This is a genomic window from Paracoccus sp. TOH (genome assembly GCF_030388245.1).
Taxonomy (GTDB): Bacteria; Pseudomonadota; Alphaproteobacteria; order Rhodobacterales; family Rhodobacteraceae; genus Paracoccus; species Paracoccus simplex.
Genome location: NZ_CP098360.1, coordinates 839801 through 862703, shown reverse-complemented (window position 1 = coordinate 862703; position 22903 = coordinate 839801). Strand labels below are relative to the sequence as shown.

At 70.8% G+C, this 22903-nt stretch carries 23 protein-coding genes and 1 pseudogene; 18 read left to right on the top strand and 6 right to left on the bottom strand.

Annotated elements, in window-relative coordinates:
• The first annotated feature begins 17 nt into the window (after positions 1–17).
• From NBE95_RS04190 to NBE95_RS04165, 6 genes are all read left to right on the top strand, one after another.
• Positions 18–470, top strand: a complete 453-nt coding sequence (locus tag NBE95_RS04190) for a GAF domain-containing protein (protein WP_289894620.1) — start codon at positions 18–20, stop codon at positions 468–470.
• Positions 448–843, top strand: coding sequence for a GFA family protein (locus NBE95_RS04185; protein ID WP_289894619.1), 396 nt, complete (start codon positions 448–450; stop codon positions 841–843). Before NBE95_RS04190 ends, NBE95_RS04185 begins: the two co-directional genes overlap by 23 nt.
• 49 nt (positions 844–892) lie before the next feature.
• Positions 893–1519 carry a LysE family translocator gene (locus NBE95_RS04180; protein WP_289894618.1) on the top strand — a complete coding sequence of 209 codons (627 nt, stop codon included), beginning with the start codon at positions 893–895 and terminating at the stop codon, positions 1517–1519.
• The gene (locus tag NBE95_RS04175; protein WP_289894617.1) at positions 1516–2163 is read left to right on the top strand and encodes a pseudouridine synthase; all 648 of its coding nucleotides are present in this window, start codon (positions 1516–1518) and stop codon (positions 2161–2163) included. Before NBE95_RS04180 ends, NBE95_RS04175 begins: the two co-directional genes overlap by 4 nt.
• A gap of 127 nt (positions 2164–2290) precedes the next feature.
• Positions 2291–3247: an MBL fold metallo-hydrolase gene (locus NBE95_RS04170; protein WP_289894616.1), complete on the top strand. Its 957-nt coding sequence runs from the start codon at positions 2291–2293 to the stop codon at positions 3245–3247.
• A 99-nt stretch (positions 3248–3346) separates the two neighbouring features.
• Positions 3347–4192 (top strand): isocitrate lyase/phosphoenolpyruvate mutase family protein, encoded by an 846-nt coding sequence (locus NBE95_RS04165; RefSeq protein ID WP_289894615.1) that lies wholly within the window; start codon positions 3347–3349, stop codon positions 4190–4192.
• Here NBE95_RS04165 and truB read toward each other — a convergent pair.
• The 3 genes and pseudogenes from truB to rbfA all read right to left on the bottom strand — a co-directional run bounded on the left by truB (position 4179) and on the right by rbfA (position 6238).
• Positions 4179–5075: a tRNA pseudouridine(55) synthase TruB gene (gene truB / locus NBE95_RS04160; protein WP_289894614.1), complete on the bottom strand. Its 897-nt coding sequence runs from the start codon at positions 5073–5075 to the stop codon at positions 4179–4181. The genes NBE95_RS04165 and truB overlap by 14 nt on opposite strands.
• A 1-nt stretch (position 5076) precedes the next feature.
• Positions 5077–5778, bottom strand: a pseudogene (locus NBE95_RS04155) (phosphodiester glycosidase family protein).
• A gap of 43 nt (positions 5779–5821) precedes the next feature.
• Positions 5822–6238 carry a 30S ribosome-binding factor RbfA gene (gene rbfA / locus NBE95_RS04150; RefSeq protein WP_289894613.1) on the bottom strand — a complete coding sequence of 139 codons (417 nt, stop codon included), beginning with the start codon at positions 6236–6238 and terminating at the stop codon, positions 5822–5824.
• Between the two features lie 69 nt (positions 6239–6307).
• Between rbfA and dapB the strand changes: the two genes are divergently transcribed.
• From dapB to trxA, 6 genes are read left to right on the top strand one after another with little or no spacing between them, the layout of a single operon-like run.
• Entirely contained in the window at positions 6308–7114 is an 807-nt protein-coding gene (gene dapB / locus NBE95_RS04145) for a 4-hydroxy-tetrahydrodipicolinate reductase (protein ID WP_289894612.1), read from the top strand.
• A gap of 30 nt (positions 7115–7144) precedes the next feature.
• On the top strand, positions 7145–8563 hold the full coding sequence (gene tsaE / locus NBE95_RS04140; protein ID WP_289894611.1) for a tRNA (adenosine(37)-N6)-threonylcarbamoyltransferase complex ATPase subunit type 1 TsaE: 1419 nt from the start codon (positions 7145–7147) through the stop codon (positions 8561–8563).
• Entirely contained in the window at positions 8560–9231 is a 672-nt protein-coding gene (locus tag NBE95_RS04135) for a nucleotidyltransferase family protein (RefSeq protein WP_289894610.1), read from the top strand. Before tsaE ends, NBE95_RS04135 begins: the two co-directional genes overlap by 4 nt.
• Positions 9224–12166, top strand: coding sequence for a double-strand break repair protein AddB (gene addB, locus NBE95_RS04130; protein WP_289894609.1), 2943 nt, complete (start codon positions 9224–9226; stop codon positions 12164–12166). The genes NBE95_RS04135 and addB overlap by 8 nt, the downstream gene beginning before the upstream one ends.
• Positions 12156–15530, top strand: coding sequence for a double-strand break repair helicase AddA (gene addA, locus NBE95_RS04125; RefSeq protein ID WP_289894608.1), 3375 nt, complete (start codon positions 12156–12158; stop codon positions 15528–15530). Before addB ends, addA begins: the two co-directional genes overlap by 11 nt.
• A gap of 53 nt (positions 15531–15583) precedes the next feature.
• On the top strand, positions 15584–15907 hold the full coding sequence (gene trxA, locus NBE95_RS04120) for a thioredoxin (protein WP_199259637.1): 324 nt from the start codon (positions 15584–15586) through the stop codon (positions 15905–15907).
• A gap of 22 nt (positions 15908–15929) precedes the next feature.
• Here the strand turns inward: trxA and NBE95_RS04115 are convergent, their stop codons facing one another.
• Positions 15930–16832 carry a hypothetical protein gene (locus tag NBE95_RS04115; protein WP_289894606.1) on the bottom strand — a complete coding sequence of 301 codons (903 nt, stop codon included), beginning with the start codon at positions 16830–16832 and terminating at the stop codon, positions 15930–15932.
• A gap of 113 nt (positions 16833–16945) precedes the next feature.
• Between NBE95_RS04115 and hslV the strand changes: the two genes are divergently transcribed.
• The 4 genes from hslV to NBE95_RS04095 all read left to right on the top strand — a co-directional run bounded on the left by hslV (position 16946) and on the right by NBE95_RS04095 (position 20286).
• Positions 16946–17500, top strand: a complete 555-nt coding sequence (gene hslV / locus NBE95_RS04110) for an ATP-dependent protease subunit HslV (protein ID WP_289894605.1) — start codon at positions 16946–16948, stop codon at positions 17498–17500.
• 114 nt (positions 17501–17614) lie between these two features.
• Positions 17615–18919 carry an ATP-dependent protease ATPase subunit HslU gene (gene hslU, locus NBE95_RS04105; RefSeq protein ID WP_289894604.1) on the top strand — a complete coding sequence of 435 codons (1305 nt, stop codon included), beginning with the start codon at positions 17615–17617 and terminating at the stop codon, positions 18917–18919.
• Between the two features lie 56 nt (positions 18920–18975).
• Positions 18976–19152 (top strand): PLD nuclease N-terminal domain-containing protein, encoded by a 177-nt coding sequence (locus tag NBE95_RS04100; RefSeq protein WP_019351746.1) that lies wholly within the window; start codon positions 18976–18978, stop codon positions 19150–19152.
• Positions 19153–19212: 60 nt separating this feature from the next.
• A complete protein-coding gene (locus NBE95_RS04095; RefSeq protein ID WP_289894603.1) occupies positions 19213–20286 on the top strand; it encodes an alpha/beta fold hydrolase in 1074 nt (357 codons plus the stop codon).
• Here NBE95_RS04095 and NBE95_RS04090 read toward each other — a convergent pair.
• Entirely contained in the window at positions 20283–20885 is a 603-nt protein-coding gene (locus NBE95_RS04090) for a Smr/MutS family protein (RefSeq protein WP_289894602.1), read from the bottom strand. The genes NBE95_RS04095 and NBE95_RS04090 overlap by 4 nt on opposite strands.
• A 3-nt stretch (positions 20886–20888) precedes the next feature.
• Positions 20889–21545, bottom strand: a complete 657-nt coding sequence (locus NBE95_RS04085; protein WP_289894601.1) for a Tim44/TimA family putative adaptor protein — start codon at positions 21543–21545, stop codon at positions 20889–20891.
• A 111-nt stretch (positions 21546–21656) separates the two neighbouring features.
• On the opposite strand from NBE95_RS04085, the gene NBE95_RS04080 reads away from it, so the two are divergent.
• The gene (locus NBE95_RS04080; RefSeq protein ID WP_289894600.1) at positions 21657–22238 is read left to right on the top strand and encodes an FxsA family protein; all 582 of its coding nucleotides are present in this window, start codon (positions 21657–21659) and stop codon (positions 22236–22238) included.
• 49 nt (positions 22239–22287) lie between these two features.
• Positions 22288–22809, top strand: coding sequence for a protein-export chaperone SecB (gene secB, locus NBE95_RS04075; protein WP_289894599.1), 522 nt, complete (start codon positions 22288–22290; stop codon positions 22807–22809).
• Positions 22810–22903 lie beyond the last annotated feature (94 nt).

The following is a 22903-nucleotide window of genomic DNA, read 5'->3' as shown; positions in this document are numbered from 1 at the left end:
GCCGCTAGTGTCGCGCCATGCCCGACTATGCCGACCTGACCGCCCGCATCCGCGCCCTGACCCATGGCGAGACCGACGAGGTCGCGCTGATGGCGACGCTCGCCTGCGAAATCCACCATTCGGACGCGCGTTTCGATTGGACCGGCTTCTATCGCGTCACCGCGCCCGAGATGCTGAAGATCGGCCCCTACCAGGGCGGCCATGGCTGCCTGGTGATCCCGTTCTCGCGCGGGGTCTGCGGCGCGGCGGCGCGGACGCGGCAGACCCAGCTGGTGCCGGATGTCGAGGCTTTCCCGGGCCATATCGCCTGCGCCAGCTCGACCCGGTCCGAGCTGGTGATCCCGGTGATCGGCCCGGGCGGACGGCTGATCGGCGTGCTCGACATCGACAGCGACCGGCCGGAGGCTTTCACGCAAGACGACGCCGACCGCCTGCAGGAGATCCTGGATGCCACCTTCGGACGCGACTGAATTCACCGGCCATTGCCTTTGCGGCGCCATCCGCTTCCGCGGCACCTATGACGCCGGCAACGATCTCAAGGCCTGCCATTGCGGCCAGTGCCGGCGCTGGTCGGGGCATTACTGGGCCGCCATCCTGCCGAAATCGCTGCGGATCGAGGGGCAGCCGAAATGGTATCGCGCCTCGGACTTCGCCCGGCGCGGCTTCTGCCCGGACTGCGGCAGCTCGCTGTTCTGGCAGCGCGACGGGTCCGAGATCATCGACGTGGCGGCGGGCGCCATCGACAGCCCGACCGGGCTGCGGCTGCTGGGCCATATCTTCGTCGCCGACAAGGGCGATTATTACGATATCGCCGACGGGCTGCCGCAGGATCCGCGCGAATAGTTGACGCGGCGCGGCGCCCGGCCTAGGCGGCAGGAAAAGGGGGCGCGCGATGATCTGGGACACGCTGGCGAATTTTCCGTTGCAACAGCTTCTGGCCTTCATGGCCGGGGCTTTGGTGCTGAATTTCGCGCCCGGACAGGACGTGTTCTTCGCCAGCGCCTGCGGCATCCAGAACGGCCCGCGCGCCGGGGCGCTGGCCGGCTTCGGCGTCGGGCTGGGCGTGGTCTGCCATGTGGTGATGGCGACCGTGGGCCTGGGCGCGCTGGTCGCCGCCCATCCCGGCGCGCTGGTGGCGATCAAATATGCCGGCGCCGCCTATCTGCTGTTCCTGGCCTGGAAAAGCTGGACCGCCGGCGAGGTCGATCCCCGGGCCCGCGCCGCCAGCCGGACCTGGAACATCATCCGCCGCGGCGCGCTCTCGAACCTGCTGAACCCCAAGCCGGTGCTGTTCCTGCTGGCCTTCCTGCCGCAGTTCACCCGGCCGGAATACGGTCCCATCTGGCAGCAGATCCTGGGGCTGGGACTGATGTTCACCCTGTCGGGCATGCTGGTCACCATGGGTTATGGCCTGGTCGGCGGCTTCGCCGGCCAGGTGATCGGCAAGCGGCTGGGCATCGTGAACCGCATCGCCGCGGTGATGTTCGCCGGCCTGGCGCTGCGGCTGGTCTGGAAATGAGCTTCCTCTACCAGCCGACGGCGGAACAGCCGCGCGTGATCAATGCCGATCACGAGATCCTGGTGGTCGAGAAGCCGGCCGGCCTGCTCTCGGTCCCCGGCCGGGGCGAGGACCGCGCCGATTGCCTGATCGAGCGGCTGCGGACCGCCTTTCCGACCGTGCTGCTGGTGCATCGGCTGGACCTGGACACGTCGGGGGTGATGGTCTTTGCCCTGACCCCGCATGCGCAGCGTCACCTGTCCCGGCAGTTCGAGGACCGGCGCACGAAAAAGACCTATGCCGCGCGGCTTTGGGGCCGGCTGGAGCCGAAGACCGGCATGGTGGACCTGCCGCTGATCGTGGACTGGCCGAACCGACCGCGCCAGAAGGTCGATCATGCCGAGGGCCGGCCGGCGCAGACCGAATGGCGGGTGGTGAAGGCCACGGATGCCGAGACGCGGGTGCGGCTGATGCCGATCACCGGCCGCAGCCACCAGCTGCGCGTGCACATGGCCGAACTGGGCCACCCGATCCTGGGCGATCCGCTTTACGCCACCGGCGCGGCGGCGGATTTCCCGCGGCTGATGCTGCATGCCGAAAGCCTGCGCTTCAAGCATCCCGAAACCGGGGTGATGCAAGGCTTTTCCGCCCCGGCGCCGTTCTGAGCCGGTCCGGCCGTCGGCCCAGCGGCACGGCCGCATGGGTATTGGGGCAACGAAGAAGCCGCCGGCCGGCGGAACCTTGCCGCCCCGGCTTGGGTTGGGCGCTCAGATCGGCAGAGGGAGAGGACTGATGGCCGGACTGTTCAAGACCACCCGCCGCGGCGCCATGGCGATGGGCGGCGCATTGCCCCTGGCGCTGGGGCTGCCCGCCCATGCCCAGACCGCCGCCCCCGCCCAGACCGCGCCCGCCAAGCCGGCGGGCGAGGCGCCGGTTTTCGTCGGCCGCGCCAGCACCGTCCAGTTGGGCGGCTTCGAGGTGACGACGCTGCTGGGCGGCGCCAGCATGAGCGACAATCCGATCGGGACCTTCGGCCTCAATGCCGAGCCGGCGGCGTTCGAAAGCCTCAGCGCCGAGAATTTCATTCCCGCCGACCGCAGCGGCAGCTCGTTCACCCCGACGCTGGTGCGGGCCGCCGACATGTTGGTGCTGTTCGACACCGGCATGGTTCCAGCCAACAACGCCGCTTCGCTGGCGCAGGCCGGGCTGACGCCCGAGGATGTGACCCATGTCGTGCTGACCCACATGCATCCCGACCATATCGGCGGGCTGATGGACGGCGAGACCCCGGCCTTTCCCAATGCCGAGCTGATCCTGCCCCGGCCCGAGAACGATTACTGGGCGGCCAATCCCAGCGAGGCCTATACCGCCAGGGTGCTGCCGTTGCTGGACAAGGCGCGGCAGATCGAGGGCACCGAGGAGATCCTGCCCGGCATCCGCGCCGAGCAGGCGCATGGCCACACCCCCGGCCATACCACCTATCTGTTGGAAAGCGACGGGCAGCGGCTGCTGATCACCGGCGACAGCTTCAACCATTACGTCTATTCGGTGCAGCGCCCGGACTGGCATGTGCGCTTCGACGTGGACAAGGAACGGGGCGCCGCCACCCGCCAGGCGGTGCTGGCCCGGCTGGCCAAGGAGAAGATCCCCTTCATCGGCTATCACATGCCCTTCCCGGCGCTTGGCTTCATCGCCCCGAACGGCGAGGGGTCGTTCCGCTTCGTGCCGGCGACCTATCAGTTCGGCTGACGACCGGCGCCCTGCTATGGCCCCAGGGGGCCGGGAAAACCGGTGATAATTGGTTCCAGCCCGCCAGAATCGCGCCGGAACCCTTGCAGGAGAGTCGTGATGCCGGATCAACGGGCGAAGTTTGAGGCGCTGAAGGCGCTGCACCGGGCGGAAGGCGCCTTCGTCATGCCCAATCCCTGGGATGCCGGCTCGGCCCGGCTGCTGGCCAGCCTGGGGTTTCAGGCGCTGGCCACCACCAGCGCCGGCTACGCCTTTTCCAAGGGCAAGCTGGATTCCATCGCCGAGCTTGGTCGCGACGAGATCCTGCAGAATGCCGCCGAGATCGTCGGCGCGACCGAGCTGCCGGTCTCGGCCGATCTGCAGGACGGTTTCGGTGCCACACCGGAAACCTGCGCCGAAACCATCCGGCTGGCCTGTCGGGTGGGGCTGGTCGGCGGCTCGATCGAGGATGCGACGGGGGATGCCGACGATCCGATCCACGACCTGTCCCTGGCGGCCGCGCGGGTCCGGGCCGCGGCCGAGGCGGCGCGGGGCCTGCCCTTCCTGTTGACGGCGCGGGCCGAGAATTTCCTGTGGGGCCGGCTGGACCTGGACGATACCATCCGGCGGCTGCAGGCGTTTTCCGAAGCCGGCGCGGATGTGCTTTACGCGCCGGGCCTGCCGGACCTGCAGGCGATCCGCACCGTCTGCGCCGCCGTGGACAAGCCGGTCAATGTGGTCATGGGATTGGCCGGCCCGACCTGGTCGGTCACCGAGCTGGCGCAGGCCGGGGTGCGGCGGATCAGCGTCGGCGGCTCTTTCGCGCGGGCGGCGCTCGGCGCGCTGATGCGCGCCGCCGCCGAGGTCCGATCCGCCGGCACCTTCACCTATGCCGCGGACGCCCTGCCCGGCGCCATGGTGGCCCGGATCATGGCGCCCGGCGACAAGGGGTCTAGCCCAGGTTGAACACCCGCGCGGGCTGCACGTCGCCGCCCATGTAGCGGCCGATGCACAGCGCCCGGCCGTTGCGGCTGACCCAGACCTCCTCGCCGAATTCGGCATGGCCCAGAACCTGGCCGGGATTGCCGTTCAGGATGCGGGTGGCGCCGATCTCGGTCGCCTGCATCTCGGGCAGGTCGGCCAGCGCCGCCTGCAGCGGCAGCAGCGCCGCCTCGATCTCGGCCTGGTTGGCGCGGTCGATGCGGTCGAAGGCCAAGCCGTCCCCGGCCTCGAACGGTCCCGACCAGATGCGGCGCAACTGCGCGACATGGCCAAGGCAGCCCAGCTCGCGGCCGAGGTCGCGGGCGATGGCGCGGACATAGCCGCCCTTGCCGCAGACCATCCGCAGCTCGGCGCTGTCGCGGGTCGTGGCCAGCAGCTCCAGAGAATCCACCCAGAGCGGCCGGGCGGCAAGCTCCACCACCTCGCCCTCTCGCGCCAGGTCATAGGCCCGCGCGCCATCGACGCGCACCGCCGAGACGGCGGGGGGAACCTGCATGATCTCGCCGGTAAAGGCGGGCAGCGCGGCGCGGATCGCCGCCTCGTCGGGGCGCGTGTCGCTGGTTTTCACCACCGCGCCCGAGGCGTCGTCGGTCGCGGTCTCGGTCCCCCAGGTCACCGTGAAGTCATAGGCTTTCAGCGCCTCGGCCAGGATCGGCACGGTCTTGGTCGCCTCTCCCAGCGCCACGGCCAGCACGCCGGTCGCATCCGGGTCCAGCGTCCCGGCATGGCCGGCCTTCTTCGCGTCCAGCGCCCAACGCACCTTGCTGACCACGTCGGTCGAGCCGATGCCCGCCGGCTTGTCCACGATCAGCCAACCGTGGATCTCGCGTCCCTTTTTTCGCGCCATTCTAGTTCTGTCCTACATATCCGATGATCGGCCCCAGCCGCCGCCCGAAATCGGCGCGGCCCAGGCTCGGGGCGTATAGCCGCGAAATCGAGCCGTCGAAATACAGCGCGTCCCGCGCCCCCAGCCCGTCGCGGAACAGCCGGCCGAATTCGTGGAACGTCACCGCCCGGTCCGAGATGGCGAACCAGGCCGTCTGCCCGTCCGCCGAGACGCCGACGCCGTTCCGGACATAGCGGCTGTCGCTGTCGACCAGAAAGCGCGGATGCAGCGCGCCGTCGATCACCAGCATCGGCCCCGATTGCGTGGCGATGCGGCATTCCGGCGTGGCCCTGGCAAAGGCCCGGCTTTCGATCACCTGATAGGGCCGCGCGCCGCCGGTGCAGAACACGCCGTTCGGCAGCATGCCGAAATTGCCGCCGCCGCCCGCCGTCACCAGATCGTGCTGGCTGACGCCGTCGCTGACGTAAAGCCCGACCGGGGTGAAATCGGGGTGATACATGCCGGCATTCATGGCAAAGCCCAGGATCTCGCCCTCGGCCAGCGTGTTTCGCACGGCGGTGAAATCGCCCAGGACCCGGCCGTCCGGGCCGTTCAGCCACAGCCGCAGCCCCGGCTCTTGCCCGGCCTCCAGCGTGCAGATCACATAGCCTTACCCGTCGAAGTCGCGCTTTTCGCAGATCCCGGCCATGGCGGGCAGGGTCATGGCGATCAGCGCGCCGATGGCCAGGCCCAGCCGGCGCTTGAGATCAATCCTCATCGTCTTCCGGATGCGATTCGACGTCGCGGCGCACCCGGTCCTCGGACAAGAGCCGGCGGGTGTCGTCCATGCGGTCGAAGGTCTCGTCGAGGACGAAGCGCAGTTGCGGCGCGTATTTCAGCGTCATCGCCTTGGCGACCAGGTGGCGCAGCTCGCCCGCATTGCGGCGCAGGGCGGCCAGCGCCTCCTCGGCGTCGTGCCCGCCCAAGGGCAGCACATAGGCGGTCGCGACCTTCAGGTCGGGCGAGGTCCGCACCTCTCCGACCGTGATCGAATGCCGGTTCAGGTCGGGATCGTGGACGTCCCCGCGCAGCAGGACGTCGGAAAGCGTGCGGCGGATCAGCTCGCCCACGCGAAGCTGGCGCTGCGAGGGGCCGGTGCCGGAATGAAAGCGGTTCTGTGCCATGCGCGCAGATGTAGGGGGTCGCGGGCCGCGCCGCAACGGGATAGACATGCCGGAAACGGGGGATCGAGCATGGAAAAACCGGGAATCGTCATCACGGGCGCGTCGGGCCGCATGGGGCAGATGCTGGTGCGCACCGTTCTTGCATCGGATCAGGCCCGCCTTGTCGGCGCCATCGAGCGTCAGGGCAACCCCTGGGTCGGCCGCGACCTGGGCGAGGCGATGGGCGGCGCGGCGCTGGGAATCACCGTCACCGACGATCCGGTCGAGGCCATCGCCAGGGCGCAGGCGGTGATCGACTTCACCGCCCCGGCGGCGACGGTGGCCTTCGCCGAACTGACCGCCCAGGCCCGCGCCGTGCATGTGATCGGCACCACCGGCTTCGAGCCCGCCCATCTGGACAGGCTGAAGGCCGCCGCCCGCCACGCGCCGATCATCCGCGCCGGCAACATGAGCCTGGGCGTGAACCTGCTGGTCGGGCTGACCCGCAAGGTCGCCGCCGCCCTGGGCGAGGATTGGGACGTCGAGGTGGTCGAGGCGCATCACAACCGCAAGGTCGATGCGCCCTCGGGCACCGCGCTGATGCTGGGCGAGGCCGCCGCCGCGGGACGCGGCCACGGCCTGGACGAGCTGCGCACCCCGGCGCGCGAGGGCATCACCGGCGCCCGCGCGCCCGGCTCGATCGGGTTCAGCGCCATCCGCGGCGGCGACATCGTGGGCGAGCATGACGTGATCTTCGCCACCGCGGGCGAGCGGGTGGTGCTGCGCCATGTCGCCACCGACCGCGCCATCTTTGCCCGCGGGGCGCTGCGGGCGGCGCTGTGGGGCCAGGACAAGGGGCCGGGCGAATACGACATGGCCGACGTTCTGGGGCTTTGACAGGGCCGCGTCCCGCATTAGGGTCACGCCATGACCCTGCTTGCGACGCTTGACGATGCCGATGCCGATCTGACCGCCTGCCTGGCGCGGGTGATGGCGGCTGTCCTGAAACCCGGCGACGTGGTGGCGCTGCAAGGGCCGGTCGGCGCCGGCAAGACGCATTTCGCCCGCGCCTTCATCCGCGCCCGCCAGGGCGAGGCGGCCGAGGAGGTGCCCAGCCCCACCTTCACCCTGGTCCAGACCTATGCCGACCCGCTGGGGACCGAGATCTGGCATGCCGATCTTTACCGCCTGACCCATCCCGAGGAACTGGCCGAGCTTGGCCTCGACGAGGCCATGCGCGAGGCCGTCGTGCTGGTCGAATGGCCCGAACATGGCAGCCCGCTGGAGGGCGCGCTGACCGTGGGGCTGGAGCCTTTGGCGGACGCCCCCGACCTGCGCCGCATCACCTTGGCCGGCTCCGAGCCGCATTGGGGCATCATGACCCGTCTGCCCGCCATGGCCCGGCTGATCCACCGTGCCGGCTGGGCCGAGGCGCGGCTGATCCCGCTGGCCGGCGACGCCTCGTCGCGGCGCTATTTCCGGCTGGTCGCGCCGGACGGGCGCAGCGCGGTCCTGATGGACGCCTCGCCCGGCGTGACCGCGCCCTATGTCGCCATGACGCAATGGCTGCGGGCGCTGGACCTGCATGCGCCCGAGATCCTGGCCACCGATCAGGCGCAAGGCCTGCTGCTGATCGAGGATCTGGGCGACGACCTGGTCGCCCGGGTGCTGGAAACGCGGCCCGAGCTGGCGCCGCGCATCTATGACCGCATGACCGATCTGCTGGTCCAGCTGCACGGCCATGCGCCGCCGGATTTCGTGCTGCGTCTCGACGGGCCGGAACTGGCGCGTCAGGTCGGGCTGTTCGCCGAATACTATCCCGCCGCCGCCGGGGCGCCCGGCAAGGGCGCCGAGGTTGCGGCGGTGATCAAGCGGCTGCATGCCGAACTGGCCGCCGACATGCCGCCGGTGCTGGGCCTGCGCGATTTCCATGCCGAGAACCTGGTCTGGCGCGCGGATGCGCCGCTGGGTCTGCTGGATTTCCAGGACGCCGTGGCGGTGCATCCGGCCTATGATCTGGTCTCGGCGCTGCAGGATGCCCGCCGCGACGTCGCGCCCGAGATCGAGGCGACGCAGATCGCCCGCTATGTCGCCGCGACCGGGGTGGACGAGGCGCGGTTCCGCGCCGCCTATGCGCTTTTGGGCGCGCAGCGCAACCTGCGCATCATGGGCATCTTCACCCGGCTGGCGCAGCGCGAGGGCAAGCGGCGCTATCTGGCGATGATGCCGCGCGTCTGGGCGGCGATCCGGCGCGACCTGGCGCATCCGGCCCTGGCGCCGCTGGCTGCCGCGCTGGAAGGCATCCCGGCCCCGACGCCCGAGGTGATCGAGGGCATCGCCGGATGAGCCTGCCGCTGATGATCTTCGCCGCGGGCAAGGGCACCCGCATGGCGCCGCTGACCGATACGGTGCCGAAACCGCTGATCCCGGTCGGCGGCCAGACCCTTCTGGACCGGGCGCTGGCCCTGGGGCGGCAAGCGGGCGTCGGGCCGGTGGCGGTGAACATCCACCACCTGGGCGGCCAGATCCGTGATCACATTTCCGGGCGGGACATCGCCGTCTCGGACGAATCCGACCTGCTGCTCGAGACCGGGGGCGGCTTGCGCAAGGCGCTGCCGCTGCTGGGCCCCGGCCCGGTGATCACGATGAACCCGGATGTGGTCTGGAGCGGCCCGAACCCGGTCCGCGCCCTGCTGGACGGCTGGCACGAGGAAATGGATGCGCTGTTGATGCTGGTGCCGCTGGAGCGGACGCATGGCCGGCAAGGCGGCGGCGATTTCAGCCTTGACCCCGCCGGCCGGCTGATCCGCAAGGGCGATCTGGTCTATGGCGGCGTGCAGATCATCCGTCCCGACCGGCTGGCCGGGATTCCCGATCCGGTGTTCTCGCTGAACCGGCTTTGGGATCTGATGATTGCCGAGGGCCGCGCCTACGGGCTGGTCCATCCCGGCGAATGGTGCGATGTCGGCCGCCCCGACTGCATCCCGCTGGCCGAGGCGCTGCTGGATGCCTGACTGGCGGAACGGCATCTTCGCCCTGCCCTGCGGCGCCGATTTCCCCGGCGCCTTCGCCGACGGGCTGATCCGGCGCATGGGCCATCGCCCGCCGCAGGACATGGCGCGGGTCACGGTCTATGCCAATTCCGGCCAGTCGCTGATGGCCCTGCGCCAGGCCTTCATCGGGCGCGGGCCGCTGCTTTTGCCGCGGTTGCGGCTGATCGCCGATCTGGGTGGCGGCGCGGCCACGCCGCCGCTGGCGCGGCGGCTGGAGCTGGGCCGGCTGATCGACGCGGCGCTGCGCGCCGATCCCGATCTGGCGCAGGGGCAATCGGTGCCGGAACTGGCCGCCTCGCTGGCGGCGCTGATGGCCGAGATGCAGCTGGAAGGGCTGGACGCGCAGGCGCTGGACCGCATCGACGCCAGCGAACACGCCCAGCATTGGGGCCGGGCGCTGGCCTTCCTGAAGATCGCCGCCGGCTATTACCTGTCCGACCCACCGCAGGACCGCGAGGCCCGGCAGCGCGCCGCGGCCCAGGCGCTGGCCGCGGCCTGGGCGCGGGGCGAGGATCTGCCGCAGGGCCCGGTGGTCGTCGCCGGCTCGACCGGCTCGCATGGTGCGACGCGGGATTTCATGCGCGCGGTCGCCCGGTTGCCGATGGGCGCGGTGGTGCTGCCGGGTTTCGATGCCGACCTGCCGCAGGCGGTCTGGGACGGGCTCGACCTCCGCGCCGAGGATCACCCGCAGGCGCGCTATGCGCCGCTGGCGGCCGAGTTCGGCCCGCCCGGCGAATGGCTGGCGGGCACCGCCCCCGACCCGGCGCGCAACCGGCTGATCTCGTTGGCGCTGCGCCCGGCACCCGTCACCGACCAATGGATCGAGGAAGGTCCGCGCCTTGGCCCGCTGATTCCCGCCACCGAGCGGCTGACCCTGATCGAGGCCGAACAGCCCGGCGAGGAGGCCGAGGCCGTGGCGCTGGTGATCCGCGAGGCGGTGCAGCGTGACAGCCCGGTCACCCTGATCGCCGCCGACCGGATGCTGACCCGCCGGGTGCAATCGGCGCTGGATCGCTGGGGCATCATCCCCGACGATTCCGCCGGCCAGCCCCTGCCGCTGACCGCGCCCGGCCTGTTCCTGCGCCATGTCGCCGACCTTTTCGGGGCCGAGATGATGCTGGACGCGCTTCTGGTGCTGCTGAAGCACCCGGTCGCGGCGACCGGCCTTGGCCCGGATTACCGGCGCGAGCACAACCGCCACACCCGCGACCTTGAACTGCACCTGCGCCGCAACGGCCCGGCCTTTCCCGACGGCGCGGCGCTGCGGGCCTGGGCCGAGCGGGGCGACGCCTCCAGCAAGCCCTGGGCGCTGTGGCTGGCAGCGCTTCTGGACCGCATCGTGCCCTTGGCCCAGGATCGGGCGCCGCGCGCCTTGGCGGATCGGCTGCGCGATCTGCGCGCCCTGGCCGGGGATCTGGCCGCCGGGCCCGGCGGCGATGCCGATGCCTCGGAGCTCTGGGCCAAGGCTTCGGGCGGGCTGGCGCGTGCGGTGCTGGATCATCTGGACGCCCATGCGCATCTGGGCCACGCCCTGCGCCCGGCCGAGTTCTGCGACCTGCTGCAGGACGAATTGCAGGGACAGGCGGTGCGTCAGGACGTGGCCGCGCATCCGCTGGTCCGCTTCCGCGGCCCGCGCGAGGCGCGCACCGAGGCGGTGGGGAACGATGCCGGGCTGGTGATCCTGTCCGGGCTGAACGAGGGCGGCTGGCCGCAGGCGCTGCCGCCCGATCCGTGGCTGTCGCGGCCGATGCGGCTGGCCGCCGGGCTGACCCTGCCCGAGCGCCGGGTGGGCCTGTCCGCGCATGATTTCCAGCAGGCGGTCGGCGCGGCGCAGGTGGTGCTGACCCGCGCCCGCCGCGATGCCGAGGCCGAGACCATCCCCTCGCGCTGGCTGAACCGGCTGGTGAACCTGCTGGGCGGCCTGCCCGGGCAGCAGGGGCCGCAGGCGCTGGCCGAGATGCGCCGGCGTGGCCGCCAGTGGCTGGACCTGGCCGCGTTGCAGGCCCGGCCGCGGACGCGGCTGGCGCCGGCGCCGCGCCCCTCGCCCATCCCGCCGCCGCCGGCGCTGCGCGAGATGTCGGTGACCGAGGTCAGGACGCTGATCCGCGACCCCTATGCCGTCTATGCCCGCCGCGTGCTGGGCCTGCGCGCGCTGGACCCGCTGCGGCCCGAACCCGACGCGGCCGAGCGCGGCAATGTCCTGCATCACATCATGGACCGCTTCCTGCGCGGCCTTCCCGATCTGCCCGAGACGCCGGCGGCGATGAAGGCGCGGCTGCTGGGCATTGCCGACGCGGTGCTGGAAGCCGAGGTACCCTGGCCCTCGGCCCGGCTGTTCTGGCGGGCGCGCATCGCCGGCATCGCCGACCGGCTGATGGCGGACGAGGCCGAAAGGCTGGGGCGCGGCACGCCCACCGTGGTCGAGGAATATGGCGAACAGGGCATCCCCGGCCTGGATTTCCGGCTGATCGCCCGCCCCGACCGGCTGGACCGGCTGGATGACGGCCGGGTGCATGTCTATGACTACAAATCCGGCAAGCCGCCGACCGACAACCAGATCGCGCATTTCGACAAGCAATTGCCGCTGGAGGCCGCCATGGTCCGGCACGGCGCCTTCAAGGCGTTGGGACCGGCCGAGGTCGAGGGCATCAGCTATATCCAGCTTGGCGGCGAGGGGAAAACCGAGGGCCGCGAGTTCTCGGCCGGCTTCGCCGAGGAAACCTGGGCCGGCTTCGTCAGCCTGATCCGCCGCTATCTGGCCGGCGAGCGCGGCTTTACCGCCCGGCTGGCGATGGAGCGCAGCGACCATGCCAGCGATTACGACCACCTGTCGCGGCATGGCGAATGGGACACGACCGAGGTCGCGGCCCCGCAGAGGTTCGGCGATGATGGATGAGGCGACGCTGGCGCAGGTGCGGGCGGCGGACCCGCACCGCTCGACCTGGCTGACGGCCAATGCCGGCTCGGGCAAGACGCGGGTGCTGACCGACCGGGTGGCGCGGCTGCTTTTGGCCGGCACCGCGCCCGAGCGCATCCTGTGCCTGACCTATACCAAGGCCGCGGCGACCGAGATGCAGAACCGCCTGCTGGCGCGGCTGGGCCAATGGGCCATGCTGCCCGAGCCGGCGCTGCGCGCCGAGCTGGCCCGGCTGGGCGAGGCCGGCGCCCCCGACCTGCCCGCCGCGCGCCGGCTGTTCGCCCGCGCCATCGAGACGCCGGGCGGTCTCAAGGTCCAGACCATCCACAGCTTCTGTGCCGGCGTGCTGCGCCGCTTTCCGATCGAGGCCGGGGTGCCGCATGGTTTCACCGAGCTTGACGACCGCAGCGCCGCGCTGATCCGGGCCGAGATCATCGAGGACATGGCCCGCGAGCGCGCGCCGGCGCTGGAGGATCTGCTGGCGCTGCATTCCGGCGAAAGGCTCGACGCTTTCCTGGCCGGTCTGCGGGGGTTCGAGGCCCCGGCGGACCGCGACGCGCTCTGGACCGCCTGCGGGCTGGCGCCGGGCGAGGACATGCAGGCGCTGCTGGCCGCCTGTTTCGGCGACGGCGCCATGGTCATTCCGGCGCTGATCCCGCATCTGCTGAAGGGCGGCGCGACCGACCAGAAGGCGGCGGCGAAGCTGGCGCCCGGCAATTGGGCACAGCCGGGCCTGGCGGAGCTGGCGATCCTGGAATCGGTGCTGCTGACCGGGGCGGGCGCCAAGGCGCCGTTCACCGCGAAATACGACGGCTTCCCGACCAAGGCGCTGCGCAGCGGTCCCTGCGCCGCGCTGCTGGACGACCTGGCGATCCTGATGGAGCGGGTGGAAGCCGCCCGCCCGCGCCGCATCGCGCTGGCCCATGCCGAGCGCACGCTGGCGCTGCACCGCTTCGGCCATGCCTTCCTGACCCGCTACCGGGCGCAGAAGGCGACGCATGGCCATCTGGATTTCGACGACCTGATCGACCGCACCGCGCGGCTGCTGTCGGAAAGCAGCATGGCGCAATGGGTGCTGTTCCGGCTCGATGGCGGCATCGACCATATCCTGGTCGACGAGGCGCAGGACACCAGCCCGGCGCAATGGCAGGTGATCGAGCGGCTGACGGATGAATTCACCTCGGGGCAGGGCGCGCGCGACCAGACGCGCAGCCTGTTCGTGGTGGGCGACCCGAAACAGTCGATCTATTCCTTCCAGGGCGCCGACATCGCGGTGTTCGAGGCGCGGCGGATGGGCTTCGCCCAGGCCTTCCAGGCGGTGCAGAACCCCATGCAGGTGCTGGAGTTGCGGCATTCCTTCCGCAGCTCGACCGCGATCCTGTCGCTGGTCGATCAGGTCTTTGCCGGCGATGCGGCGCGCGGTCTCGGCGATCCGCCGCAGCACCGCGCCTTTCGCACCGCGATGCCGGGCCGGGTGGACCTGTGGCCGCCGGTCCCGAAGCCCGAAAAGCCCGAGCCGGGCGACTGGACCGATCCGGTGGACCAGCCGGCCGAGAACTCGGAAACCGTGCAGCTGGCCCGTGCCGTCGCCGATGCCATCGGCAAGATGCTGGGCCAGCCGATCTTCGACGCCAAGACCGGGCAGTTGCGCCGGATCCGCGCCGGCGATGTGCTGATCCTGGTGCAGCGCCGCTCGGACCTGTTTGCCGAGATCATCGCGGCGCTGAAGGCGGCGAACCTGCCGGTCGCCGGCGCCGACCGGCTGAAGCTGGCCGGAGAGATGGCGGTGCAGGACATCCGCGCCCTCTTGTCGGTGCTGGCCACGCCCGAGGACGACCTGTCGCTGGCCGCCTGCCTGCGCTCGCCGCTGTTCGGGCTGACCGAGGAGGAGCTTTACCGCCTCGCCGCCGGGCGCAAGCGCGGCGAATACCTGTGGCGGCGGTTGCGCGAATCGCCGCATCGCCATGCGGTCGAGCTGCTGGCTGACCTGATGGGCCAGACCGGTTTCATGCGCCCCTATGACCTGATCCAGCGGCTGCTGATCCGCCACGGCGGCCGGGCGCGGCTGATCGCCCGGCTGGGCCCCGAGGCGCAGGACGGCATCGACGAGCTGTTGTCGCAGGCGCTGGCCTATGAAAGCTCGGAAACGCCGTCGCTGACCGGCTTCCTGGTCTGGCTGACCGGCGACGATGTCGAGGTGCGCCGCCAGCCCGGCTCGGCCGGCGATGGCGAGGGGCTGATCCGGGTGATGACCGTGCATGGCTCGAAGGGCCTGGAAAGCCCTATCGTCGTGATGCCCGACTGCGCCGAGCGCCGCCCCCCGCGCGAGGCGCCGGTGCTGCCCGGCCCGGACGGGCTGTCCCTGTGGCGCGGCAGGAAGGGCGACCGGCCCGACCCGGTCGAGGAACTGGCCGCCCTGCAGACCCAGCGGCAGTTGCAGGAACGCAAGCGGCTGCTCTATGTCGGCCTGACCCGCGCCGAAAGCTGGCTGATCGTCGCCGCCGCCGGCAAGACCGGCGCGGCCGAGGACAGCTGGCACGCCATGGTCGAGGCCGGCATGGGCCGCACCAACCTGACCGAGATGCGGCTGCCCGCGCCCTGGGGCGGCGAGATCCGGCGGCTGTCCTTTGGCGACTGGCCCGAGGACGCGCCGCAGCCGGTGCTGTCGGAAAAGCCCGCGCTGGCCGAACCGGACTGGCTGCGCGCCCCGCTGCCGCCGGCGCCCGCGAAGGTCCGGCCCGTCGCCGCGACGGCACTGGGCGGCGCCAAGGTGATCGGCATGCCCGGTGCGGGCGATGCGGCGGCGGCGATGCTGTTCGGCACCCGGCTGCACCTGCTCTTGGAGCATCTGCCGGGGCGCGACCCGGCCGGCTGGCCCGAACTGGCCCGCGACGTGCTGGCCGATGCCGAGGGCGGCCTGCCCGGTCCCGAGGCGCTGGCGGCGCTGCTGGCCGAGGCCGCCGCGGTGATCGCGGCGCCGGACCTGGCGCCGGTCTTTGCGCTTTCGGACGCGGCCGAGGTGCTGGCCGAGGTGGCGCTGGCCGCGCCGGTCCCGGGCATCGGCATCCTGACCGGCGCCGTGGACCGGCTGGTGGTCGAGCCGGACCGGATCCTGGCGGTGGACTACAAGTCGAACCGCGAGCTGCCGGGCACGCCGCAGGCGGTGCCGCCGGGCATCCTGCGGCAGATGGCGGCCTATCGCGCGGCGCTGCGGCAGATCTGGCCGGCCCGGCGGGTCGAGGTGGCGGTGCTGTGGACGGCCTCGCGCAGCCTGATGGCGCTGCCCGACGAGTTGCTGGACCGGGTGATGGTGGGCCTTGACCCCAACCGCCCCGGTGCATAGCTCTTGACCCATACGCCCCGCCGGTGCCCGCCGGCACATCGCAGGAGAGCCCCATGGCCAACACCCAAGCCGTTTCCGACGCCGATTTCGACAGCGAAGTCCGCCAGTCCCCGACCCCAGTCGTGGTGGATTTCTGGGCCGAATGGTGCGGACCCTGCCGCCAGATCGGCCCCTCGCTTGAGGAGCTGGCCGCCGAATACGAAGGCCGCGTCAAGATCGTGAAGGTCAATGTGGACGAGAACCCGGAAAGCCCCGCCGCGCTTGGCGTACGCGGCATCCCGGCGCTGTTCCTGTTCAAGGACGGCCAGGTGGTCTCGAACAAGATCGGCGCCGCGCCCAAGGCGGCGCTGAAAGCGTGGATCGACGACTCGATCTGATTGCGCGTCGGGGCGCGGTTGGTCAGATCGGCCAGCCGCCCCTTCGCAGGGCCGCAAGGATGCGGCCGGGCGCCTCGGGCCGGGTGGTGTTGATGGCCTGTTCCTGAAGGAACCACCACAGGTAGCGCGCGAAATCCGGGGCATGGCTTTCGGCGCGGGCCAGCGCCGCCTCGGCGCCCAGTTCGGCCACGTTCAGCCCGATATGGTGGAAGTCGATCTGCCCGAACAGCACCGCCGGCTTGCCCAGCAGGTAGCCGTCGAAGGCCACGGCGCTGTTCTGCGTGGCGACGAAGGCGCAGTCGCGCAAAAGCCGCATCGTGTCGCCGCCGATCCGCAGCTTCGGGTGGCGCGCCGTCAGCCGGGCCAGGGCGGCGTGGTCGGCATCGTCATATTTCTCTTTCGGATGCAGCGTGGCGACCACCGGCCGGCCGGTGGCGGCGACCGCCTTCAGCATGGCGACCGGGCTCATGGTCTGGAAGGAGCGGCAGCGGCGGATATGGCCCTGCAGCGGCACCAGCACCGTGTCGCCCCGCCCGGGTTCCGGGCCGGGCAGCACCCGGGCGCGCAGCCTGGCGGCGAAGTCGCGGGCCGGAGCGGCATCCACCGCGGCGGGGTCGAAGCGGTTCAGGGCGACGGCGAAGCGCCAGCGCTGCTGGGTGTCCTCGATGCGCCAGAACGGGTAATGATAGGCGCGGCGGAAGGTCAGCGCCCGGCCATGCGTGGGCGCCTGCATGTGAAACAGCGCATAGCCGGGCAGCCCGGGCGCGGCGGCGCGGGCCGCGGGCCCGGCTTCCTGCCATTCCACCCGCCAGCCCCGGCCCTCGACCGCGGACCTCAGCAGGTTCAGGAAGTTGACGCCGCCGGTCCGCGCGGTGCGCAGCAGCGGCGGCTCCAGATAGATGCGCAGGATCGGGGCATGGCTCATGCCGGCAGGCTAGCCGGGCCGGCCGGGTTGCGAAAGGCCGGGTCGCGAAGGGTCGGGTTGCGAAACAGGGATCCGGCCCATATCTGACGGGCCAGAGGAAAGCGGAGAGAACCATGTCCGAAGAGAGATTTCCCGGCTGGCACGGCACCACGATCCTGGCGGTACGGCGCGGCGGCCGCGTCGTCGTCGCCGGGGACGGCCAGGTCAGCGTCGGCCAGACGGTGATGAAGGGCACGGCGCGCAAGGTGCGCCGGCTGAGCCCCGGCGGGCATGACGTGGTGGTGGGCTTCGCCGGTTCGACCGCCGATGCCTTCACCCTGCTGGAGCGGCTGGAAAAGAAGCTCGAGGCGGCCCCCGGCCAACTGGCCCGGGCCTGCGTCGAGCTGGCCAAGGACTGGCGCATGGACAAGTATCTGCGCAATCTCGAGGCGATGCTGATCGTGACCGACGGGCGCGAGATCTTCGTGGTGACCGGCGCCGGCGACGTGCTGGAGCCCGAGCATGACGTGGCCGCCATCGGCTCGGGCGGGAATTTCGCCTTGGCCGCGGCGCGCGGGCTGATGGAAAGCGACCTGGATGCCGAGGCGGTGGCACGCAAGGCCATGGCGATCGCGGCGGATATCTGCGTCTACACCAACGGCAACCTGACCGTTGAAGCCATGGGGTGACGGGGCCCCTGCCCCTCGCCGCACCCGTCCCTCGGCGGGGCATGGGCGGCGTTCTCCGGAACATTTGGGCAAGAACCAAGGCTGCGGCCAGTGCCCGCGACAGAAAGGCAGAACATGAGTGACCTGACCCCGCGCGAAATCGTGTCCGAGCTGGATCGTTTCATCATCGGGCAGAAGGAGGCGAAGCGCGCCGTGGCCGTGGCGCTGCGCAACCGCTGGCGGCGCCGGCAGCTCGGCGACGACCTGCGCGACGAAGTCTATCCCAAGAACATCCTGATGATCGGCCCGACCGGCGTCGGCAAGACCGAGATCAGCCGCCGGCTGGCCAAGCTGGCCCGCGCCCCCTTCCTGAAGGTCGAGGCGACCAAGTTCACCGAGGTCGGCTATGTCGGCCGCGATGTCGAACAGATCATCCGCGACCTGGCCGATGCCGCCGTCATCGAGACCCGCGAGCGCATGCGCGAGGAGGTCAAGGCCCGCGCCCATAAATCCGCCGAGGAGCGGGTCGTCGCCGCCCTGGCCGGCGAGGGCGCGCGCGAACAGACCCGCGAGATGTTCCGCGACAAGCTCAAGCGCGGCGAGCTGGACGACACGGTGATCGAGCTGGAGGTGCAGGACAATTCCAATCCGCTGGGCATGATGGAGATTCCCGGCCAGCCCGGCGCCATCGGCGGCATGATGGACCTGTCGGGGCTGATGAAGGCCTTTGGCGGCCGCCGGGTGCGGCGCAAGGTCAGCGTCGCGGAAAGCTATGAGCTGCTGATCGCCGAGGAGGCCGACAAGCTTCTGGACGACGAGGCCGTCAAGACCGCCGCGCTGGAGGCGGTGCAGGAAAGCGGCATCGTCTTCATCGACGAGATCGACAAGGTGGCCGCCCGCACCGATGCCCGCGGCGGCGATGTCTCGCGCGAGGGGGTGCAGCGCGACCTGCTGCCGCTGATCGAGGGCACCACCGTCGGCACCAAATACGGCCCGGTCAAGACCGATCATATCCTGTTCATCGCCTCGGGCGCGTTCCATATCGCCAAGCCCTCGGACCTGCTGCCCGAGCTGCAGGGCCGGCTGCCGATCCGCGTCGAGCTGCGCGCCCTGACCGAGGAGGATTTCGTCCGCATCCTGACCGAGACCGACAATGCCCTGACCCGGCAATATACCGCGCTGATGGCGACCGAGGGGGTCGTGGTCGAGTTCACCGAGGACGGCATCCGCGCCCTGGCCCGCATCGCCGCCGAGGTGAACGGCTCGGTCGAGAATATCGGCGCGCGGCGGCTTTATACCGTCATCGAGCGGGTGTTCGAGGAGCTGTCCTTCAGCGCCCCCGACCGCTCGGGCGAGGAGGTGGTGGTGGATGCGGCTTTCGTCGAAAAGCACCTGGGCGACCTGTCGCGTTCGGCCGATCTGTCGCGCTACGTGCTCTAGGGAACCGCGGGGCCCCTCCGCCCGTTGTGCCGGCAGGCAAACGGACGGGGGAGCCCATGAATTATATCTTTGGAATCATCATTTTCGCGCTTGATGTCTGGGCCATCGCCTCGATCATCAACACCAATGAAAGCACGACCACCAAGCTGATCTGGATCGCGCTGGTGGCGATCCTGCCGGTGGTCGGGCTGATCATCTGGTGGTTCGCGGGGCCCAAGGCGACTTACGGCTGAGGGCTTTTCCGCCGCCGCGCGCGATGGCATGGTCCCGCTGACCAGAACGGGACGCGGGACATGCCGGGGCGGATCTTTCTTTCGCTGTTTCTGCTGCTGGCGGCCTGCGCGCCGCGCGGCGAGATCACCCTTGCCCCCGAGGCGGCGCGCGCCGGCCATGTCGAGCGCATCTATGTCGCCACCAACCGCACCCCCGGCGGCAGTCGGCAGGAAGGGGTGAGCTTCGGCCGCGTCGATGTCTCGGTGCCGCCCGAACGGCGGCCCGGCTCGATCACCTATCCCCGCAAGGGTGCCTCGCCCGATCCGCAGCGGGATTTCCTGGTTTCGGATTATGCCCGCTTTGCCCGGCCCGAGGATTTCCGCGCCGATCTGCGCCGCGCCGTCGCCGCCCGCCCGCCGGGCGATCGCGATGTGGTGCTGTTCGTGCATGGCTACAACAACACCTTCGCCGAGGGTCTCTATCGCTTTGCCCAGATCGAGCGCGACCTGAGCCTGCCCGGCGTGCCGCTGCATTTCTCGTGGCCGTCGCGCGGGCAGCCGCTGGCCTATGCGGCGGATCGCGACAGCGTGCTCTATTCCCGCGACGGGCTGAAACGCAGCATCGAGATCGCCACCGAGGCGGGCGGCGGCAAGGCGATCCTGGTCGCGCATTCCATGGGCGCGCTGCTGCTGATGGAAAGCCTGCGCCAGATGGCCATCGCCGGCGACCGGCGCACGCTGGACCGGATCGGCGCGGTGCTGCTGCTGTCGCCCGATATCGACGTCGGCGTGTTTCGCAGTCAGGTCCGGGCCATCGGCAGGTTGCCGCAGCCCTTCGTCATCTTCACCTCGGGGCGGGACCGGGCGTTGAGCCTGTCGGCGCTGATCTCGGCCGAGCCGGTGCGGCTGGGCAGCCTGACCGATGCCGGGCCGGTGGCGGACCTGCCGGTGACGCTGGTCGATGTCGGCGCCTTCAGCAACGGCACCGGGCATTTCAACGTCGCGACCTCGCCGGCGCTGCTGCGCATCCTGTCGCAGGCGCAGGAGCTGAACAGCGTGTTTTCCTCGGATGTGGGCGGCGGGGTCGGGCCGCTGACCCGCGCGGCGCTGCATGCCGAGCGCGCGGCGCAGATCGTGATCTCGCCGGCCTTCTAACGGCGCAGGTAGATGTAATAGGCGCCCTCGCCGCCATGGCGGCGATGCGCCGGGCGGACCTGCAGCACCACGGCATTCAGGGGCGGCATATGCAGCCAATGCGGGACGTTGTGGCGCAGCGCCCCGGGCCGGACCGGCAGCGGCGCGTCCGGCCCACCCTCGCGCCCCTTGCCGGTGATGACCAGAACCAGCCGCCGGCCGTCGGCGCGGGCCTGCAGGAGAAAGCGGGTCAGCACCGGCTGCGCCACGGCCAGCGTCATGCCGTGCAGGTCGATCCGCGCCTCGGGCGCCAGCTTGCCGCGGGTCATCTGGCGATGGGTCTTGTGATCCATGCGCAAGGGTTGGGCATGCAGCGCCTCGCGCGGCGGCGGCGACAGGTCGATGCGGGTCGATCCGGGGCCGCCCGGCTTGGCGCCGATGCGCAGGCCGGCCAACGGCGGCGGCGGCGTGACCTGCGGGGCGGGGACCGGGGTTTTCAGCGGCTTGGGTTCGGGGATCGGTTCGGCCTGCTTGCGGGCCGGATGCATCGGCACTGCGGTCGCGGCGATGCGGGACCACAGGGCCTTGTCCTCGGCCGAGAGTCCCCGCCGGCGCGCCATGGTTCAGGCCGTGGCGACGAGCTGCCAGTTCGGGTCGTCCTGACCCATGCGGCGGGCGAAGGTCCAGGTGTCGCGCTGCTTGCGCGCCGCCTTGGGATCGCCCTCGACCACGTTGCCCTGGGCGTCGCGGGTGGCGACGATCATCTCGCCGACGAAGCGGACCGAAAGCTCGGCCATGCCGGTGGCCGGGGTGAACTCGGCCCCGGCCAGCGCGGTTTCGCGGGTGCCTAGGAACTGCGCCTCGGTGACCAGGCCGCGGGCCTTGCGGTCCTCGATCACCGACTCGAAGGCCTCGGCCACCGGCGGGGCCAGGAAGCCGCGCACCTCGGAAAGGTCGCCGCGCTCGAAGGCCATCAGGATCATCTCATAGGCGGATTTGGCGCCGGACAGGAACGGGCCCACGGCGAAATCGGCCTCGACCCGTTTCATCTCGGCCAGCGCCGCGGCGGTGGGGCTGCCCGGCTCGGCATGGTCGGCGATGTCGCTGTCGCCGGCTTCGGCGGTGCCGTCGATCACGTCGAAGCGGCTGCGTTGCGCCGGTTCCTCGGGGATGCGCGGCGCCTCGAACCCGTCGCGGGTGCCCAGCACCCCGCGCAGGCGCAGGATCAGGAACACGGCGATCGCGCCCAGGACGAGGAGTTGCAGCAGGGGGTTCGACATCGACGGACCTAACGAGCTTTGTAAGGATGGTTTCCAATGCTTATGTAGGGTGAGGGCCGGCCCAAGTCCAGTTTGGCGCCGGAAATAGAACGTGCCAGAGGGGAAGGCTTTATGTGGCTGTTGTTGCCGTTCGTGATCCTGCCGATCGTCGAGATCGCACTGTTCATCCAGGTCGGCGGACTGATCGGCGTGTTGCCGGTGATTGCGCTGGTGCTGGCCTCGGCGGTGGCCGGGGTGACGGTGATGCGCCATCAGGGCGCGCGGGCGGCGCTGGACCTGCAGCGGGCCATGCAGGAATTCCGCGATCCCGGCCGGCCGATGGCGCATGGCGCGCTGGTGATGATCGCCGGTCTGCTGATGGTGGTGCCGGGCCTGTTCACCAGCGCGGTCGGCCTGCTGTTGCTGATCCCCGCGGTGCGGTCGCTGATCCTGCGGCAGATGGCGGCGCGGGTGCGGGTCTCGGGCAGTGGGTTCAGCTATCGCCAGACCCATGGCGCCGAATCCGAATTCGGCGCCGATCCGGCGGGTTTCCGTCCCGGCCGCGGCTGGCGGGATGAAGGTGTGATCGACGGCGAGTATTCGGTCCAGGACGACCCGCCCGCCCCGGTGCGCGAGGGGCTGACCGACCAGAGCGCGCAGAAGGGCCCCGAGGGTGGCCCGCGGCGCGGCGATTCGGGCTGGACCCGGCATTGAGCGTGCGGCGCCGGGGTGCTAGAACCCCGGCAGATCCGAGGAGAACTCAATGAGCGACGAGAACAACAACGGCGTGGCCGCGACCGAGGCCCCGAACGGCGCCCAACAGCCGGTCCGCCTGCAGGTCCTGACGCAATACATCCGCGACCTGTCTTTCGAGAACGCGGTGGCGCAGAAGGGCCTGGGCGCCGGCGAGGTGCAGCCCGAGATCAGCGTCCAGGTCAGCCTGGATGCCCGCAAGCGCCCGGCCGAGCACCAGTACGAGGTGATCAGCAAGTTCCGCGTGCAGTCGACCAACTCCAAGGACAAGTCGCCGATCTTCCTGTGCGAGCTGGATTACGGCGGCATCTTCCATGTCGAGGGCGTGCCCGAGGACCAGCTGCACCCGTTCCTGATGATCGAATGCCCGCGCATGCTGTTCCCCTTCGTGCGCCGCATCGTCTCGGACATGACCCGCGACGGCGGCTTCCCGCCCTTCAACATGGACCCGATCGACTTCGTGGCGCTGTATCGGCAAGAGATCGCCCGCCGCATGCAGGCCGAAAAACCCGCGGACCAGCCGCTGTCCTGACGCGGTCACTTCTGCGTGATGACGGGTTTCGGGCCCGCGGCCGCCATGCCGCGGGCCCTTCGCCTTTCCGATCCGCGGTTGGCGCGGTCCGACC